Origin of the sequence: Hymenobacter roseosalivarius DSM 11622 (genome assembly GCF_900176135.1) — a bacterium.
Taxonomy (GTDB): domain Bacteria; phylum Bacteroidota; class Bacteroidia; order Cytophagales; family Hymenobacteraceae; genus Hymenobacter; species Hymenobacter roseosalivarius.
Map to the genome: position 1 here is coordinate 1 of NZ_FWWW01000009.1, position 17,066 is coordinate 17,066.

Sequence of the window (17,066 nt, forward strand, 5' to 3'; positions counted from 1 at the left end):
CTGCTATAAGAAGGCCTGCACGGTCGAGTTTTTCAAGTACACCGAGGCGGCGCTGCGGCAGCAGGGGCTGCGCGAGGAACTGATTAAAATCGTGCTGTTGGTGCAGTCCGTGGGGAGCGTTACCAATTCCGCCGTGCAGCGGCTAACGGGGGTAAGTAAATCCACAGCCACGCGCTTCCTCAACGAGCTGGACCGGTTGGGCTTTTTGCAAAAGTCAGGCACCACGGGCGTGGGCACGGAGTACGTGCTAAAGGGTTCATAAAGGGCGCACCGGGACGAGGTAAGACGGTGCGTTAGCCAGCGAATAAGGGATTGTTAGCCTCCTAAGGGGCTTTATAACGCAGACTTGGCTAGCCTGAGAGGGTTCAAGAAGGGTTCACCGGGCCGGGTCTAGTTGGTTTGCAGCCCGCGCAGGGAGGGAGCCCCTACCAGATGGCCCACCCGGTTAAGCAACACAGGGTCATCCCTGACGTGAAGGCACAAGCCCAGCGATGAGGCCGCATGGTAGAAAACCAGATTGTTGCGCCAGCGCCACTAATAAAACCGGCAACTTAGTACCGATAACCTTTACCTTTCGATACTAAAGGGCTAGTTTAATCGAAGCCATTTTCTACTAAATAACGTAGCACTTGAGCACTAGCGGAGGCACAAAAAACTCTATAATTGTCATCTTTCTGATCATCTGCAAAATCACTAGCTGCTTTGATAGCTATTGGTATTGGTCTAGGATGGGGAGCTTCGGAAGCAGCACTATACAAACCATAAGCCTCCATTTCAATTCCAATAAGCTTCCTATGTTGAGCGTGAATATTCTCTGTCATTTCTTGTGTTGAAATGACAGCAGAACCTGAAGCTACTGGCCCTATCAAAACTCTGAAAGTGGTTTCAGGCTTAGTGCCATCACAGAGTTCACGGATCTGGTTTAAAGCATGAGTATTTCTGCTTAGCCTTAGAGCAGCGCCTTGTAATCCAGAATCTAAGCTAATGTGATGTGGACCTGGAATAAAAGTTGTCACTGAGTCCTTTTTTATCCATTTACCCATACCCCAATCCCAGCACTCCTCTGCAACGATTACATCGCCTAAACGTGCTTGATTACGAATTGCACCAGTGATTCCAGTCATTGCCAAAATTTTAGGTCTAAAATTTTGAATGAGCTTGAGGGATGTAATAGCAGCAGCACTCATGCCCATACGGGGGCACAAAGCGGCTACAACATCAAGTTTTTTCCCATTTTGAAAAAAGTGCCCTCTAATATATAACGTAGGGTCACCAGGAACTTTTATCTCTTCAAAATGCCAAGGCAGTTTTTGAATTGCATCAAATTCTACATCTAGAGCACAAACAATCCCTAAGTAATCTTGGTAGGAATACTGAACTGTTCTTTCAGCTGATAACCAGCTTGATATTTGTCTTAATTGCATTATAAGTGGCGTATGCCACTCTGTGGACCTTTGAACGTAATGGACTAAAACAATGCCATATGATTGAAATCTAGCAGCTGCGCTAGCTGCTAATTCTATATACCCTGTTAGCCCTATAATTTTCTGCGGCATCTGCAAATCATCATCATCGATTAAGTCTTGAAGTAACCTGATTCCAGCATCTTGATTAGGATGTTCTCCCAACATTTCGGGAACAGAGAGATCAAGTATAAGCAGATCAAAAGAAACGGATTTTATTTTCTTTCTAGCAGATAATGCATCGCCAACACTTTCAATAGAGTCGTGATCGACTAATGTAGTTTGTAATAAAACTTGAGAAATTTCAGCAAGTTTTGCAGAATTATCCTCCAAAATCAGAATGTTTAACATGCTACTAATTGTTTTCTCTTTGAGTTGAATTAATAAGAGTTAAGAGTTTGCTTTTCCAACCATCTTCTAAGGAGCTATACCATACACTACCTATATAGTATTCGGGATAATCTTTAACAAACACTGAGTCTAACTCTTCTAGAGTTAAAGCGTTTTTTTGCTCACCAAAAGTGGTAAAAGCAGTAATCACAATTACGGGAATATTAATTTCGAAACTATCCAGGTATTCCAGTATATCTTTACCTGCATAAGAGCTATGCTGGAAACCATTATCGTTATTTGTATATGTGAAGGCGGGCAGGCTCATGTCAAGTAATATCAAATCTGGAGCAGAAGCACGGATTTTTTGGAGTCCAGCTTGTACAGAACTTGCAGTTGTAACTTTTGTGTTTTTCAACGCGTTGTTTAAGAACTCCTGAATTCGTAAACTTTTATGCTCGTTGTCTTCAATTAATAAAAGCTCCATTGTTATTGCTTTGCTTGAGGAAGTTGGAAACTTACTTCAAAAGTCCTGTCATTAGTTACAATGATGTTTAAATTAGGTTCACATTTGATTACATTTTTTATAGCATCATAAATTCTATAAAGCCCTGTTCCGCTTTCGCCTCGTGCCTTTTCTCTATATGATTCATCAGCGCAGCTTTCCATTACACAATTAACCTTTTTTATTGTTTGATTAATATCAATTTCTTGACCAATACGGTTAATTACACAGCATCGAATATTGTCATCGATTACATTACATTTAACAACAACAGATGGATGGTGGCCAAGGCCAGCTCGTCTAATCGTATTTTGGAATAATATCATAAAAATAATAGTACAAGCATTCACATATATACCTTCAACATGACATCCTTCCGTCTCATCTAAATGTAATTCTGCACTAAATCCTGGATTATAATGCTTTGCCATATCGATAGCAATCTGTATGATATAGTCAAATCTTAAAGGTTCATTAGAGTTTTCCTTGCTTGGTTTGAGCCAAGAAATAATTTTATCTATAGATCTAGGAATGGTCACTCTTAATTCTCTGACTGAGTTAAGTAGGGTAGTATTATGAAAGTCAGTGTTTAAGACTTGAAGCTCGAGAGTATCTACTAAAGTAATTGCTCGACTTTTTGCTTCATTGTTTAATTTTTGCCTAATCGTATTAAGACCAATTTCAAGAATTGTGAAGAAAGTATGAAACAGTAAGCTGCATAAATCTATAAATGTTAATTTTCTGTCGTTAATTATAGTAACTAAATTATCGTAATCTATAGAGTTATTGCTTATTTCAATCAATCCATAATCATTTGAATCTCTACGTATTCTTACCCATTGTTCATTGATTTCCTTAATGAGATTGTCATAGCTATAGGCAAATTCACTTAGATGTAAATGTAGGTTGTCTGCTTTGTCAGGCATTTGAGTCTTGATTTCATTCAACCAGTATTCATTAAATTTATACTTGCCTTCTAAAGTTCTTGTAGTTACAAGTTTAAGCGCAATTACAGAGCTTAACATTTCACTCTCGAGCTCGTTGTGCCTAATGCGAGTGGCTAAGAAGCCGTCCATTCCATAGTTCCTGTCCTTTACAAAAATATCCATTAAGTCTATTGCAATTGATTTTAATAATTCACTTACTTCATTAATTGGGATTGAAATCGGAATCAAAGGGATACTAGCTTTGGATGATCTTTGCAGTGGCTCCCCATTGGGGTTGTTCTCAATGCCAGCGTTAATGTATGCTATATACCGCTCATAGTTTTCTTTTACCGTTTTCTCAGCAGCTCTTATAAGCCCTTCAAGGTTATATTCTATTTTACTTTGCTCTACTTCAACCCTTCTAGTTTGCAAAACAATTTTTCTTGTATAATCTAATATCTCAGAATCATATTCTAATAAATTACTGGGATCTAATTCAATTAGCCATTTAAGTATCTTAATTCTTTCTTCTAATAAAGATGATGTTCCTTCAGTATAATCTCCAGCTATGTAGATTATTTCTGGTAGACAAGTATATTTCAAAAAATATATCAAATGTGCATTATCAAACTCATCTTCTTTGTCTTTTAATTCCGAGGGCCGTGTAACCCCATTTCCAAAAAGTGCAGCGGATACTGACTTACGTAATATACTTTCGTAGGCCCCATCAATTGTTCTAGTATAGATATCGAATAATATTGTGAGCGACAAATCGGATTTCATATCACGACGTAACTGTTTGTCAACTCGATCTGCCAGTTCTCGAATAGGTAATATGTGTGCTAGTTCGGGATTCTTTAAGTATGACTTAGTAGCAGTATTAATACTTTCAATAAAATTACCCTTTTTTAATAAACTGTAGATCAAAAGCTTGATACCACTTGCTTCATAATATCCAGTATTTGATTGGATTAGTTCTTGTGCCAGCTCAATACATTGATCAAAACTTTCGTTATTTAAAGCAAAAAGAGCTCGGTTGTATATGTTTTCATTTTCTTGATAAACATTTTGCTCATCAACTTCAGAAGTTGTGCACAGAAAATTTGATTTTGAAATATCACTTTCTTTGAGAGCATATAAAGTCAAAGGAGTTAAAATATCGCTAGGTATATATTTTAATATTAATGGATGAAAAGATAAAGCAGAGGAGAAAGTATAATTAAATTGGTTTTTAAAAAACAGAGTTTTGTTTTCAATTATCTCTTTTATTATATACTGTCTGCCTGCTGGTTCAGGCTGAAGCTCATACTTGGCTATTGCTCGAACTAAGCTCGCCACTTCAAGCCCTGGTAACATTAAGGCTATCCTATCTATTTCCGTTGCAGAAAGATCCGCATCTTTAGTCTTAAATAAGACAGCAGATAAGTAGCTAGATAAGCGCGTATATAAGTCTTTGCCTGGTTTGTTAAGGTTTTCTAAAGATGCTGATATCAAATTGCCAACACATGGTTGAAATATAATTGTGCGCTCATTAACAGCACTATTATTGTCTTTAACCAATTGCCTGCTCGAATTTTGTAAATATTTTATTTCTGGCTTACCTATTTCGCCTAGTGATAGTGCGAAAAGTAGAGAGTCTATTCTCGGATCTTTAATTGAGAGATTAATATTAAGTAAAGAGTTTAATAATACTTGTTTGTCTTGGTTGCTAATTTCTGTAATAAATGCAACTTGACTGATATTTATAAATGCTTCATACGTGTCAATTAATGAATCGGCAGTTGACAGCCTTAATATTTGCAGTGCATCTTCTAAAGTCTGTTGTGCCTCGCCAGTTATGTGATAGATAAGTTTAAGCTTCCAATCATTAGTAAGCGAAAAACCACTTATTTCTTCTTTTATTTCATCAACAAATCTGCTAGGTGTTACTGAGGGTTCGTTTAATATGCTTAATTGATGAATTATATAACGCGAGGCACTTTGTGAAGCAAATTGGTTTTTAAAGTTGTTTGCCAACTTCTTTTGTGACTCTATGCCTTTATTTAACTGGTGTAAAGCTAATGAATATTTTATCCACCAAAATGAGAATCCAAATTGTTTCTGAATTAGCGTTAATGTATCAATTGCATTGGAAAAATTACCCAGCAAAGTTAATTCTTGTACTTTTTTCCTTAGAAAGATGTATTCTTGAATCTGCTTGTTATAAACATTAATGAGCGACTTTGACCATTCAAGTTCTCTTTTTAATGAAACTGGACGATGTGGTAAATATGCCCCAAGCTCAATTAATGAACTTGGGAAGGGTGAGTGAAAAGCAATTGATAATTTATTCTGCTTATGAAGCCATGATATAGATTCAGTAAATAGCGTATATGGTAACCATTGACGAGATTCGATTAAGAAAGTCATCTTATTCTTTGCGCCATTCATCCCGCTTCTAAACGCAAGCCTTGCTTTGTTTTCTGAACTTGGAGTGTTGTTTTTCAATTCTTTTTATTTAAAATACTTAAACAATATTAAAGAATTCGCGCAGCTGTTTTATATGTTACTAAGTAGAATCATTTATCTTATGAAAAGTATCCTACAATCCTAACTCTTTGGCCGAATTGTGATGACGCACGTTATCGAGGCGGGTATAACGGCGGATCATCGCACTGGTCTTGTGCTTAGTTTGGTTCATGACCTTGCTGTCGTCGGCCCCGTTAAGCTTGGACACCGTCACAAAGGAGGCCCGCAGGGAGTGGGCCGTGTAGCCAGGCCCCAGGTACTGCTGGACAATGAGGTTGATGTACTTGGTCGTCAGGCGGCGGGACGTGACCTGTTGGTTTTTGCGCAGGGACACGAACACGCAGCCCTCCGTGCGATCGAGCACCCGCAGCCAGGCCTGCAAGGAGCGGATGGGGCACAGGGCCGGGTCGGGCGAATAGAAGATGGCTTTCTCTTCGGCCTGCCCCAGCTGGTTGGTTTTGCTTTTGTCTAGCGAGACCACGAGGCCTTCCTCGTCGAAGGCCAAGTCTTCCATGTTCAAGGCTTCGAGCTCGGAGCGCCGAAAGGCCCCGGTAAAGCCCAGCAGTAGCAGGGCCCGGTTGCGCAAACCGGTGGGCGTCGTCACGTCCATGCTGTTGATGGTGCGCTTGAACGACGCCAGCGAAAAGGCGGCCGCCTGCTTGATACGTGTCTTTTTCTCGCGGGCAATGCCCTTGAGCAGCACTTTGATTTTCTTATCCGTAGTGGGCGAGTCCAGCCCGGCCAGCTCGTGGGCCTTGGCGATGGCGGCGGCATGGCGCTGGATGGTGGACACTTTCTTACTGGAGTCCGCGAGCTCCGTGAGGAAGCCCGCCAGGGCCTCGACCGGCGCGGGCAGGGATGCCATCCCGTGGAGTTGACACCAGGCTGTGAAGCGCTGCCAGTCGCCGGCGTAGGCGCGGATGGTGTTGGCCGCTCCGCGCAGGCCACTCTCGACGTAGCGGTGGGTCGATTCCAGCAGGTGCGCGGGCACTTGGGCAGAGGACCCAGACGGAACGACGGGGAACTGATTGTCGGTGGCCATATAAATAAGGAGTAGCGAGGCGAAAAGTAACTGTTTTTACGGGGCTAAGATAAGGACTGATAAGTAAATCTTATCAGTCCTTATCTGCTTTCAAGCGCGAACCCAATGGAGCGACGAAATTCCGTGCTGGCACTGAGGCGTTAGGCCCCCGAAAGAAGTAGTATTGCGTTGCGCTTCCGGTCCGGGCCCTGCACCGCCTCCCGCTCAACCACGCCGTGAAGCCCGGTCCATCCGTGGGCGCAGGCCTTTTGGCACTTGCTCTCCCCGTAGTAAAGCGAACGCCTTCTGCCCGGGTACGTCCCGTGACGCCACCTCTTCCCAAATTCACCGCGCGAGTAGACACACGACGCGATTCACGAGATGCTGCTTGTGGAGATGCTGCCGCGAATGGACTCCTGGTGGCACGCTAACACGAGCGTGCATCAGCAAAACCAGTCCATTCGGACGGCGGGGCACGGCAGGCCGGTCCCCTTGAATGCCCCAATGCCCGCCGCTAACACATTTCTCCTTTCCTTCTTCCCACTTAACCCCCTCGCTCATGCTCGCTCCGGCTCCCATCCTCCCCGTGGATTTAACCCGCCGGGGCGTCAGCTTCGACGGCCCCGAGTTCACCGCCTTGGCCGACCAAATTCAGGGCAACATCCTCAAATCGCACGGCCGCGGGCACACGTCCCACATCTTTTTCCGGTTTAACCCCGGCCAGCGGGACAAGGCCAAGCGGTTCATTCAGCATTTTGCCGCCACCGAGGTGACGTCGGCGCAACGCCAGAAGCAAGACACCGCCCAGACCAAAGTTGATCACGTACAGCGGTTTGTGATCGGCCTGCTGCTGAGTGCGTCGGCCTATAATCACTTGGGCATCAAGCCCGCTCAAACCCCGCCGGACCCGCAGTTCCGGGCCGGCATGAAGGCCTCCAACCTGGCCTTGCACGACGCACCGGTTGACAGCTGGGATCCCGGCTATCGGGACGAAGTGCACGGCATGATTTTGGTGGCCTTGGGGGAACCGGACCGCCTGCGGCTCGACCTCAAAGCGCGGGGAATCGTGGGGGCGTTGCGCCATGACGGCCTGGCAACGGTCCTAGCTGTCGAGCACGGCGACGGCATCAAGAACAGCGACGGCGAGGACATCGAACACTTTGGGTACGTGGACGGCATCAGCCAGCCGAAGTTCTTCCACGAAGAGATCACCGGCACCCCCGTGGACCAGTGGAACCCACTCATGCCGCTCAACTTGGTCTTGGTCCCGGACCCGGGCGGGCACCACGCGAACGCGTTAGGCAGCTACTTCGTGTTCCGCAAGCTCGAGCAGAACGTGCGCGGATTCAACCAACGCGAGGAGGCATTGGGCCGGGAGTTATTCGGGAACGCCGATAACGAGCTAGCCGGCGCGATGGTCGTGGGGCGGTTCGAAAACGGCACGCCCGTGACGCTGCACGCGGCCGAAGCGGGGGTTCCGCCCGTAAACAACTTTAACTACGGCCAGGATACCGCCGGCGCGAAGTGCCCGTTCCACGCCCACATCCGCAAAAGCAACCCGCGCGGGGAAGCGCCCGGTTCGTTGGACAGCGAAAAGGCCCACATGATGGCCCGCCGCGGCATCATCTACGGTCACCGGGCCGTCCACCCGAACGAGGCCACGGTGGCGCAAATGCCCACTGGCGGCGTGGGCTTGCTGTTCATGAGTTTCCAAAGCCGGCTGGGCAACCAGTTCGAATTCATCCAGAAAACCTGGGTAAACAACGATCAATTCGTCAACGCCGGTCCTCCCAAAGGGCCGACGGGAAAAGACGGCGTGATCGGCCAAGGCACGTTTGTTAACCATCGGCAGAAGTACGCCAAACAGTACAACAAGCCCGCAACGATTGTGGGCGCAAGCTCTTTCGGTGGGTTCGTAACGTTGAAGGGGGGGGAATATTTCTTTGCCCCGTCCCTGAGCTTCCTGAAGCAACTGGTGCTCCATCCCAATAGCCCTGCCAGTCCTTTTGACGCGGATCCGCCGCTAACTACTTAGCAGCACGCCCTTTCTCAAAATCCGGGTGCGGAGCCTCACATAACGCCTTCCTTTCCGAAGCCCAGCCGCGCCTGAACGTGCCGGCCTGGCTATTACCCGGCCGGCGAACGGGCAGCGGCCCGACCGACGGGCAAGAGCCTCTGGTTAGGCGCATGCAACGGAGAGCGTAAACGCAAATTTTTGCCTTGTGACCGGCAGGCGCGCACCCTGCCTGGTGCGCTAAGTGAACCTTGATAGTCGTTATTCGTCGAGAGGTCGGGCGGTTCACGAACGCTAAACACTTGGGTTGCGGTCGGGAAAGGCAGTCTTGCCACGGCCGCCGCCTGATTACCGGTATGAGCATGCGTTAAATCATTTGAGTTCAACTACCACCCGAGTGGTGATACCCTGCACCTGACCTTGGGAGGCGCTTCCTGTCCGTTATCATATGACACCAATCGCCGTCCGAAACCAATACGGCCTCGCCGCGGCCATTGGAACTTAAACCTAGGATTGTCCTCTACAAAGAACACTTAAACCTTGAGAGGTAACCAGAGCGTGTGACGACCATTATCGGGTTTAGAGAAATAGAAGGCTTGAATCTCGAAATGAAAAATCGCCACCCGCTCAATATTGGTCATAATGCCCTAAAACCAGCGTACCGTCGGCTTCGTGGCTACGCGTTTGATCCTAGCTTTTCTACTAAATTAGACAGCAGCGGGATTAATATTTTGGTTTATCCCATTCGCTGGGAAGTGTTACAGCCAGGTCCCATTGGCGAATACTTGGAAGTAATCGATGTTGACCCCTCCAGTAGCGTGTTTTATCCACCCGTGGACTTGGATGACCCGCAGTTGCTGGCGCAAGATGGCTTGTTTCCTTCGGAAAGCAACCCGCAGTTTCATCAACAGATGGTCTACGCAGTGGGCATGCTTACAATCCAACATTTTGAAAAGGCTTTGGGTCGGCGGGTGCAGTGGTCCTCGCGAGATCCGGAAAAAACCAATGGAAAGGAAGTTAGCACTTCAGAGAGGTTTGTGGAGCGACTGCGCCTTTATCCGCACGCTTTTCGCGGGGCCAACGCCTACTACAGTTCGCTCAAGAAATCCATACTGTTCGGCTATTTTTCAGCCCGCCCCAGCGATCGCAGTTTGGTCATGCCGGGAAGTTTGGTGTTTTCGTGTTTGTCCCACGATATCGTTGCCCATGAAGTGACGCACGCCCTCATTGATGGCATTCACAAACGGTATGTTTTGCCGATCCACGAAGACACCTTGGCTGTGCACGAAGCTTTCTCCGATATTGTGGCCCTTTTTCAGCATTTCACGTTTCCCGATATTTTAGAAAACCAAATTGCCCGCACCCGTGGCAATTTGGCTGGTAACCATTGGTTGTCGCAACTCGCACAGCAATTCGGGTGGGCCATCGGCCGGTACAATTCCCTGCGCAACGCCATCACCTTTGGGGCTGACGGCAAGCTTACCGTGCCCAACCCCCAAGCCTTGGCGGATGTCCAGGAACCACATGCACGCGGCAGTATTTTGGTGGCAGCCATGTTCCACGCGTTCCTAAGCATTTACGAGCGGGGCACGGCCGACCTGTTTCGCATCGCCACCGAGGGGCGGGGGGTGCTGCCCGAAGGAGAAATCCACCCCGATTTAGTGCGCCAACTGGCCGCGTACGCGGCCAGAGTAGCCCGGCACTTTCTATCCATTTTCATCCGGGCTCTGGACTATTGCCCGCCCGTTGGCACCACCTTTGGCGAGCTTTTGCGGGCCATGATTACAGCGGATGTGGATTTAGTGTCGGATGACACTTTAAACTACCGCATTGCCCTCATCGACTCCTTCAAGCGCTGGGGCATTTATCCGGAAGGCATTTATACGCTTTCAGTGCAAAGCCTGACACATTCCAGCTTTAATGTAGCCCAACTCCGAGAGTTGGGCAATGCCTTGCACGAAAACACGGACGAGAAAGCATGGAAAGAAGAGATTGACGCCTCGATCAGCCAACTAACCAAATTTTTGCGCGATTTTTTCAACGAAACGGCACTGTTGCTCGAAAGCAGGGAAGCGCTTTTCGATAGATCCAAGCATTTTAAAAAAGTGCTGGAGCTTGAAATTCCGACGCTGGGACCGGCCGGACTGCGACTTCTTCAGAACTTGACGGGCATCCTGTTCATTGTTGCAGATTACGAGGAATTTCGCACACTGAGCATAAAGGCAATCAATCAGGCCCTATCCCTGCGCCGCAACGCTCACAGCGACGTGCTCGAGGTGACCGACGTGAGCATTGACTTGGATGAGGATAAACAACCCACTTTTGAAGTTCACTCAATCAACCGCGCGCAACGGGTGGGACCGGAAGCCAATGTGCTCAATCAAGTAATCCTCACCCTCATGCAGCGTTGTTCGGTTAGTGTTATAGTGAAAGACACCACCGAACCTGCAGAGGTGTATGAATTTCGCGGCGGCACGACAATCATACTAGACATTGATAAGAACATCATTCGGGTCATTTACAAAGGCATAATGCGACGATTTCATAACGAAATCAGCTCGAGCCGACTGGTTGATGAACTGTTGCGTCGCTATACTGCAAATTTATCCGAAGGGGAGTCGCCCTTTGCCCCGGCAAATTGGCCGAAGGACATGAGCAACTACGAGCCGTTTGCAATGCTCCACCGTCATGCTTGATTTGATGTTGATATGGAAAAACTCAGTTCTGTCTCGGTAAGGATGTACAATACGGGCTTCGGCGATTGCTTTCTACTTACTTTTCAGTACGGCAAGGAGAAAGGGTTAAAATCGTGGAAGACCCTGTGGATCGATTTTGGGGTTCGGCCCAGCAATAAAAAACGAATGCAGGCCATCGCCCGCAATATTTCTGCCTATCTGTTGGGGCTGCCGGGCAGAGAGCAAACCCAGCCTTTTGTGGATGTGCTCGCAATTACGCACGAGCACCAAGACCACATTTCGGGATTTAAATTGGCCAAAGACCAACTGGATAAATTCAAGTTTGGTCAGGTGTGGTTTGCTTGGACGGAGGATCCGCTCGATCCAGTAGCTCAAAGTTGGCGGCAACATAAGTCGCGCACCAAAACGACCTTGGAAAAAGTGGTGAAAAGCATCAACAGTTTGCGACACCGTGAACAACAAGAAACACAAAGCAACCCGAACCGGCAGGAAAACAACTTAACAGCGGCCTTGTCCAACCCGGGGGGAACCAGCAAGACCAGCGCCGAGCAACTCGCGGAGCGGTTAAAATTGATGACCGAATTCGACTTTGCGATGCTTGGTTCAGACGAAAAGTTCAAAAAGCCAGACGAATCCGGCACTGTTGAAGACTACACCCTAAACCCCGTCTACAAGGCCTTAATTGAGCAGGTAAAGGCTACCAACGTGCGCTATTTAAGGCCGGGGTATACAGACGCTCAAGGCCAGGTTCATGAGGGGAACGTGGTCGGCATAAATCAAACAGCCAGCGAAGGTATCACGGCTTTTGAGGGGGTTAAGATATTTGTATTGGGCCCACCTAAAGATCTAAGCATTATCAAAGTCAACGAGCCCCAAGACTGGCAAACCACTTTGCACTCGTCCGGGTCCCGGGATTTTTATGACTTGGGAGACAGCATTTTAATTGAAGAATCCCAAGCTGATCCCAAGGATTTTTGGTATTACGTACACAAATCCCCGTTCACCGAAGAGTTCATCCTGCCCGTGGACTTAAAGACTGGGCAAATCCCTCACAGTGTCGTAAGACCCATGTGTGAGGGGGAGGCTCAGCCACGTAAGCGGGAGGCGGATTCTGCCGAGAGCAAACAAGTGAAAGACATTTTTAAGCGATTTCAGAAAACGCAAGTTTATAAGAATTACTTCGACGCTAATAAAAAACCCCACCAGTTGGAAGGGTGGCGACGAATAGATATGAACTATTTGCTTGAAGCCGATGACATGGCCCTGAGGTTGAACACCGGAACTAACAACACCAGCCTCGTTCTGGCTATAGAAATCGAACAGACAAAAGAAGTGTTGTTGTTTTCCGGCGACGCTGAATACGGAGTGTGGGAAGATTGGGAAAAAGATCGGACCAGATCCAGCGACAAGCGACAGTATGTTTGGAAACCGCTGGATGCCAAGATCAATCAGATGGTAACCGTAGAAGGACTGCTTGCCAATACGATTTTTTATAAGATGGGCCACCACGGGAGTGAAAATGCTACCCCTAAGTCCAAAGGAATCAATAAGCTAAGCAACCGTGGGCTGCACAGCATGATACCAGTGAATGCAACCACTGCACTGGCATTTGGGTGGAAAAGAATACCCTTTGATGATTTACTGGCTCGTTTAGATGACCGAGATATCCCCTACGTCCGAGCGGATATGGCCGAGAGCCATCAACTAGGGGGCGTTGAATTGGCAAAGGAGCGCACGACCAGATCCCCATTGAAAGACCGGGTCAAGTGGGGTGCGCATACCAACCCCACAGGAAACACCCTGTTCGTTGATTGGACCTTATCGTTAGACTCTGATTAAGACAGACCCCCGAACTTCAAAAGCATGTAAATCAACATATTCAGGGTAAACCACGCTCAATTTTTATTCATTTGGCGCGGTTCTGCACACCTCCCCGCGGCATCGAAAATCCGTCATGGCCCGAGCCATACACGAAAATAGTGGGTTTGCCCTCAAGTATAAGTGGGCTATGGGCATGCCCCACCAATGGGTCTGCAACTTGCGACAAACCAAGGGGCCGAGGTGCTCTTAATCAGGGCAAGTACAGCTTGATTTGCAGCTCGGTGAGGTTTTCAGCATGCTGGACCAGGGCGTTGAACTGGTGCGGCGTCAGGGGCGTCAGGTTAGTTTGGACACCGCTAGCCAATGCAAGACGGTCAGGTGTCAGGTCACGGGCAGCTATGGTTGCATAGTTCACTTGCTTGCGTAGGTGTTCCTCAATGGCTGCGCGGTTCTCTTTCGGATGCTCGATCCAAGCCGGTAGCAGTTGGCGAGCGGCCAGCACTTGGGGCAACACATTGCCGTGCGCCATATTGGTAACAAAGCCGGGTATGCATTTGGACAACTCCCAGCTCAGCGATAAGTACGCTATGGGTGTGTTGCGGCTAGCTACATTCTGAAACAGACTGGCCGCCATCTGTACATTTTTGATGCGGTTCATGAACAGATCAACGGTACGCAGCAACAAAGCAGCAGTATTGCGGTAATTGCCGGCAAAATCCATGCCCCCACCGGCATCGGAAGCCACAATCAGGTCGCATGCAAAGCGGTTTTTGGGCTGGGTCAATTTCTGAATACCCTGGTTGTCGTACACCCCGCCGTCGATGAGTTGGGGGGTTATGCGCTTGTAATCCTCTGGGTTTTTAAAAAAAGGAGGGGTAATGCTCACGGGGTCGAATGCAAACGGCACGCACGACGATGCCGTCACGGCCCGGGCAATGGGAAAGGTTTCGGCCACAAATCGTATGGCGGGCTCGGAATACGTATAAGTAGAATCGCCCATCCAGTGTCTGGAGAAGGTGAATGGCCGGCCCGTTTCCAAATTGGAAGAGCCAATGGCCAATTTTGGAACTTCTTTCAGCGACCCAAGGGTGCGGTCTTGGAAGAAGTAAGCGTTATAGGCCTTTTCAATTTCCCTGCTGATGGGCAGCAAGTGAAACTGAAACCTGAGAATTAGCCACAAACCCAGCCCCAAGGGCAACACCGACAACGGGGCCCACCGCGTGAAGAGCAACCCGCCACTGAGCACGAGGAAGCCCACCAGGCCCAGGGCAAACCGTATGAATACTTTCGACCGCAACACGTAGCCAATCACACTGCATCGCTGTAGGGCTGCGGCCATGAAATCGTGAAAAATGGCGTAACTGCCTGAATGTAGCGCATAGGCGGCCCCGGTAATGGACCCACCTGAGATCGTGGAAAGGACATCTACTTTGGACAACAGGCCCAATTCTTCCAGCTTTCTAAGCGTTCCCAGGTGAAATGCAGCCGCACGGTACCCTCCCCCGGAAAGGGCAAGTCCAAATCGATAGGTAACGCCAGAACTGATAATAGGCATGGTTAAATGGAAGATGAACAAGCCATATTTTTTAAACATGCAGCGGCATCTAATCTACCCGTTGGGGGTGCGACATGTCGGTTGGGGCAAGTTCTTTTCAATGGTGGGAGCACGAAAAAACTTGCTTCGCCTTTTGGAAACTGTAAAGGCACTGCTCTCGCCCAATGGATGGTGTTAGCCAAATTACTGGCTTGGCTTTACTTTCATATCAGTGGTACCACTGAAAGTGAATACGTTAGGTTGTTTTGCTGATTGTATTCGCTTAATGGGTGCTGCTGTCCGTCGGGCCGGGCAAGAAAAAGCAGCGGGCGGTTGGCCACTTCTCGCACTGGCAAACGCAGGTATTTCGCTATGCCGGGCTTACCCACACGGGCCGCCCCCGCTATCAGCCCGACCGAACCCCCCGGCCGTATTTACACGAGCTACACTCCGCCGCCGAGGTGCGGCGGGCCCTGGCGCAGCAACAACAATGGCCGAAGCCACAGCCGGTCAACACAGAGAAGTAAGCAGCAGAGCAAGCGGATGGTTGGACTCGGCAGATCTACTGCTGATAGACAAGCGTACGACTACCCTACTATTTTAAATGAGGACCCGAACGAGACAACGGTCAACTTTTTCCGGACGACACAACGCGCCTGGTATGTACAGTGAAACGAACGTGGCTGTTGCAGAAGTGGGTAGCATGGGGTCTAAGGCTCGTAGAGGACCACATGCAAGGCCATAAACACTTCACCGACAAAGCCAGCCCGCAGTTCCGGTTATCCGAACGCGTGCCCCGTTACAATCTCTACCACCGCTTGCGCGAGCTGCTGGACTGGGATTTCCTCTATCACGAGACTCAGCTGCTTTATGGCGCCACTGGGCGCCCCTCGCTCGACCCCGTCGTGTTCTTTAAACTACTGCTCGTCGGCCGGTTAGAGAACATTATCAGTGACCGGCGCTTGGTAGGTCAGTGCGCCTTGCGCCTGGATATTCTTTACTTTCTGGGCTACGAAGTTGACGAAGACTTGCCTTGGCATTCCACCATCAGTCGCACGCGCCAGCGCTACCCCACAGCCCTCTTCGAGCGTCTATTCGACTGGGTCTTTGCGCAGTGCGTCGCCCAGGGGCTCGTGGCGGGTGAACGCCAAGCTATCGATTCGGCCCCCGTGAAAGCCAATGCCTCGCTCGACAGCTTACAGGAGAAGCGCCCAGCCGGGGAGACAGCCCCCGGCCTGAGCGTGGTCGGCAAACCAGTGGAGGCGCTCGCCCCAGCCGCTGTGCGCTCGGCACCGGCCCACCAGCTGCGCCGCGAGGCGGCTCGGCAGGCTAAACGCCAGCAAACCCCAGACCATTTGGGGGCTCGCCACGCCCAGGCCCGGCTGGTGAGCAATAAAACGCACTACAGTCCCACCGACCCCGAGGCCCGCATCTCGGTCAAACCCGGCAAAGCGCGGGCGCTTAACTACCTCTGTAGCCTGGCCGTGGACACGGGGCACGGCCTCATCACGCACGTGCAAGCTGATCTAGCCGATAGCCGCGACAGCCTGCATCTGCCCCGACTGTTGACCGGTTTGCAGCAGCGCTTGCGCACGCACGAGTTGACGTTGCGCGACCTGTTAGCTGATGCCGGCTACGCCAACGGCTCCAACTATGCCCTGCTAGAGCGGCAACGCATAACGGCCTGGATACCCGTATTCGGGCAGTACAAGCCAGTCGTAGAAGGCTTTACCTATGACGTGGGTACTGACAGCTTTACTTGCCCGGCCGCTAAAACACTGTCCTTCAAACATTATGAAATATCGGCTGACGGGGGCTGGGTCAAACTGTACTCGGCCGCTTATGCCGACTGCAAGCAATGTGCGCGTAAACCGACTTGTATCGCAAAGGCGAAGTGCAAACGCCTCACGCGCACCATCTACGACGCGGCCTACCAACGGGCGTGGCAGCGCCAGCAGAGCCGCCGGGGGCAGTACCTGCGGCGGGTGCGGCAAAGCACCGTCGAGCCGGTCTTCGGCACACTGCTCCACCACTACGGCTTACGGCGACTCAACCCGCGTGGGCTGGCCAGTGCCCACAAGACAATGCTGCTCACGGCCCTGGCCTACAACCTCAAAAAGCTGCTCACGCACCGTCCCCAACGAACGCAACAGCTAGCGGTCGCCCTGCCGTTACCCCGCCTGCCAACTGCGGACCAGCCGTGGGCGCAAGCAGCCTGAAGCGGCCGTGGGGTGTTCTGCAACAGCCA

General features: G+C 49.4%; 11 protein-coding genes. 6 read left to right on the forward strand and 5 right to left on the reverse strand.

What is annotated here, in order from left to right; all coding sequences use genetic code 11:
• Positions 1-262, forward strand: a 262-nt coding sequence (locus B9A24_RS00350; protein ID WP_143434659.1) for a helix-turn-helix domain-containing protein, incomplete at its 5' end; no start/stop codon positions are given.
• A gap of 331 nt (positions 263-593) precedes the next feature.
• On the opposite strand, the gene B9A24_RS00355 is transcribed toward B9A24_RS00350, so the two are convergent.
• The 4 genes from B9A24_RS00355 to B9A24_RS00370 form a co-directional block, all read right to left on the reverse strand.
• The gene (locus B9A24_RS00355) at positions 594-1,814 is read right to left on the reverse strand and encodes a phosphorylase family protein (RefSeq protein ID WP_084443065.1); all 1,221 of its coding nucleotides are present in this window, start codon (positions 1,812-1,814) and stop codon (positions 594-596) included.
• 4 nt (positions 1,815-1,818) lie between these two features.
• Positions 1,819-2,280, reverse strand: coding sequence for a response regulator (locus B9A24_RS00360; protein WP_084443067.1), 462 nt, complete (start codon positions 2,278-2,280; stop codon positions 1,819-1,821).
• A 2-nt stretch (positions 2,281-2,282) separates the two neighbouring features.
• Positions 2,283-5,711, reverse strand: a complete 3,429-nt coding sequence (locus tag B9A24_RS00365; protein ID WP_143434660.1) for a hypothetical protein — start codon at positions 5,709-5,711, stop codon at positions 2,283-2,285.
• Between the two features lie 94 nt (positions 5,712-5,805).
• Complete coding sequence (locus B9A24_RS00370) at positions 5,806-6,774, reverse strand: tyrosine-type recombinase/integrase (RefSeq protein WP_084443070.1); 969 nt, start codon at positions 6,772-6,774, stop codon at positions 5,806-5,808.
• A gap of 538 nt (positions 6,775-7,312) precedes the next feature.
• Between B9A24_RS00370 and B9A24_RS00375 the strand changes: the two genes are divergently transcribed.
• From B9A24_RS00375 to B9A24_RS00385, 3 genes are all read left to right on the forward strand, one after another.
• Positions 7,313-8,788, forward strand: a complete 1,476-nt coding sequence (locus tag B9A24_RS00375; RefSeq protein ID WP_084443072.1) for a Dyp-type peroxidase — start codon at positions 7,313-7,315, stop codon at positions 8,786-8,788.
• Between the two features lie 539 nt (positions 8,789-9,327).
• On the forward strand, positions 9,328-11,463 hold the full coding sequence (locus B9A24_RS00380; RefSeq protein ID WP_143434661.1) for a gluzincin family metallopeptidase: 2,136 nt from the start codon (positions 9,328-9,330) through the stop codon (positions 11,461-11,463).
• A gap of 12 nt (positions 11,464-11,475) precedes the next feature.
• Positions 11,476-13,302 (forward strand): ComEC/Rec2 family competence protein, encoded by a 1,827-nt coding sequence (locus B9A24_RS00385; RefSeq protein ID WP_143434662.1) that lies wholly within the window; start codon positions 11,476-11,478, stop codon positions 13,300-13,302.
• A 232-nt stretch (positions 13,303-13,534) separates the two neighbouring features.
• Here the strand turns inward: B9A24_RS00385 and B9A24_RS00390 are convergent, their stop codons facing one another.
• Positions 13,535-14,878, reverse strand: a complete 1,344-nt coding sequence (locus B9A24_RS00390; RefSeq protein ID WP_084443078.1) for a patatin-like phospholipase family protein — start codon at positions 14,876-14,878, stop codon at positions 13,535-13,537.
• Positions 14,879-15,108: 230 nt separating this feature from the next.
• Here B9A24_RS00390 and B9A24_RS00395 point away from each other — a divergent pair, with 230 nt between their 5' ends.
• Entirely contained in the window at positions 15,109-15,345 is a 237-nt protein-coding gene (locus B9A24_RS00395) for a hypothetical protein (protein ID WP_084443080.1), read from the forward strand.
• Positions 15,346-15,549: 204 nt separating this feature from the next.
• Positions 15,550-17,037 carry an IS1182 family transposase gene (locus tag B9A24_RS00400; protein WP_084443083.1) on the forward strand — a complete coding sequence of 496 codons (1,488 nt, stop codon included), beginning with the start codon at positions 15,550-15,552 and terminating at the stop codon, positions 17,035-17,037.
• Positions 17,038-17,066: the final 29 nt, after the last annotated feature.

Coding starts and splice junctions, on each gene's coding strand:
- B9A24_RS00355 (WP_084443065.1), bottom strand. CDS start 1,814: ATGTTAAACATTCTGATTTTGGAGGATAATTCTGCAAAACTTGCTGAA.
- B9A24_RS00360 (WP_084443067.1), bottom strand. CDS start 2,280: ATGGAGCTTTTATTAATTGAAGACAACGAGCATAAAAGTTTACGAATT.
- B9A24_RS00370 (WP_084443070.1), bottom strand. CDS start 6,774: ATGGCCACCGACAATCAGTTCCCCGTCGTTCCGTCTGGGTCCTCTGCC.
- B9A24_RS00375 (WP_084443072.1), top strand. CDS start 7,313: ATGCTCGCTCCGGCTCCCATCCTCCCCGTGGATTTAACCCGCCGGGGC.
- B9A24_RS00385 (WP_143434662.1), top strand. CDS start 11,476: ATGGAAAAACTCAGTTCTGTCTCGGTAAGGATGTACAATACGGGCTTC.
- B9A24_RS00390 (WP_084443078.1), bottom strand. CDS start 14,878: ATGTTTAAAAAATATGGCTTGTTCATCTTCCATTTAACCATGCCTATT.
- B9A24_RS00400 (WP_084443083.1), top strand. CDS start 15,550: ATGCAAGGCCATAAACACTTCACCGACAAAGCCAGCCCGCAGTTCCGG.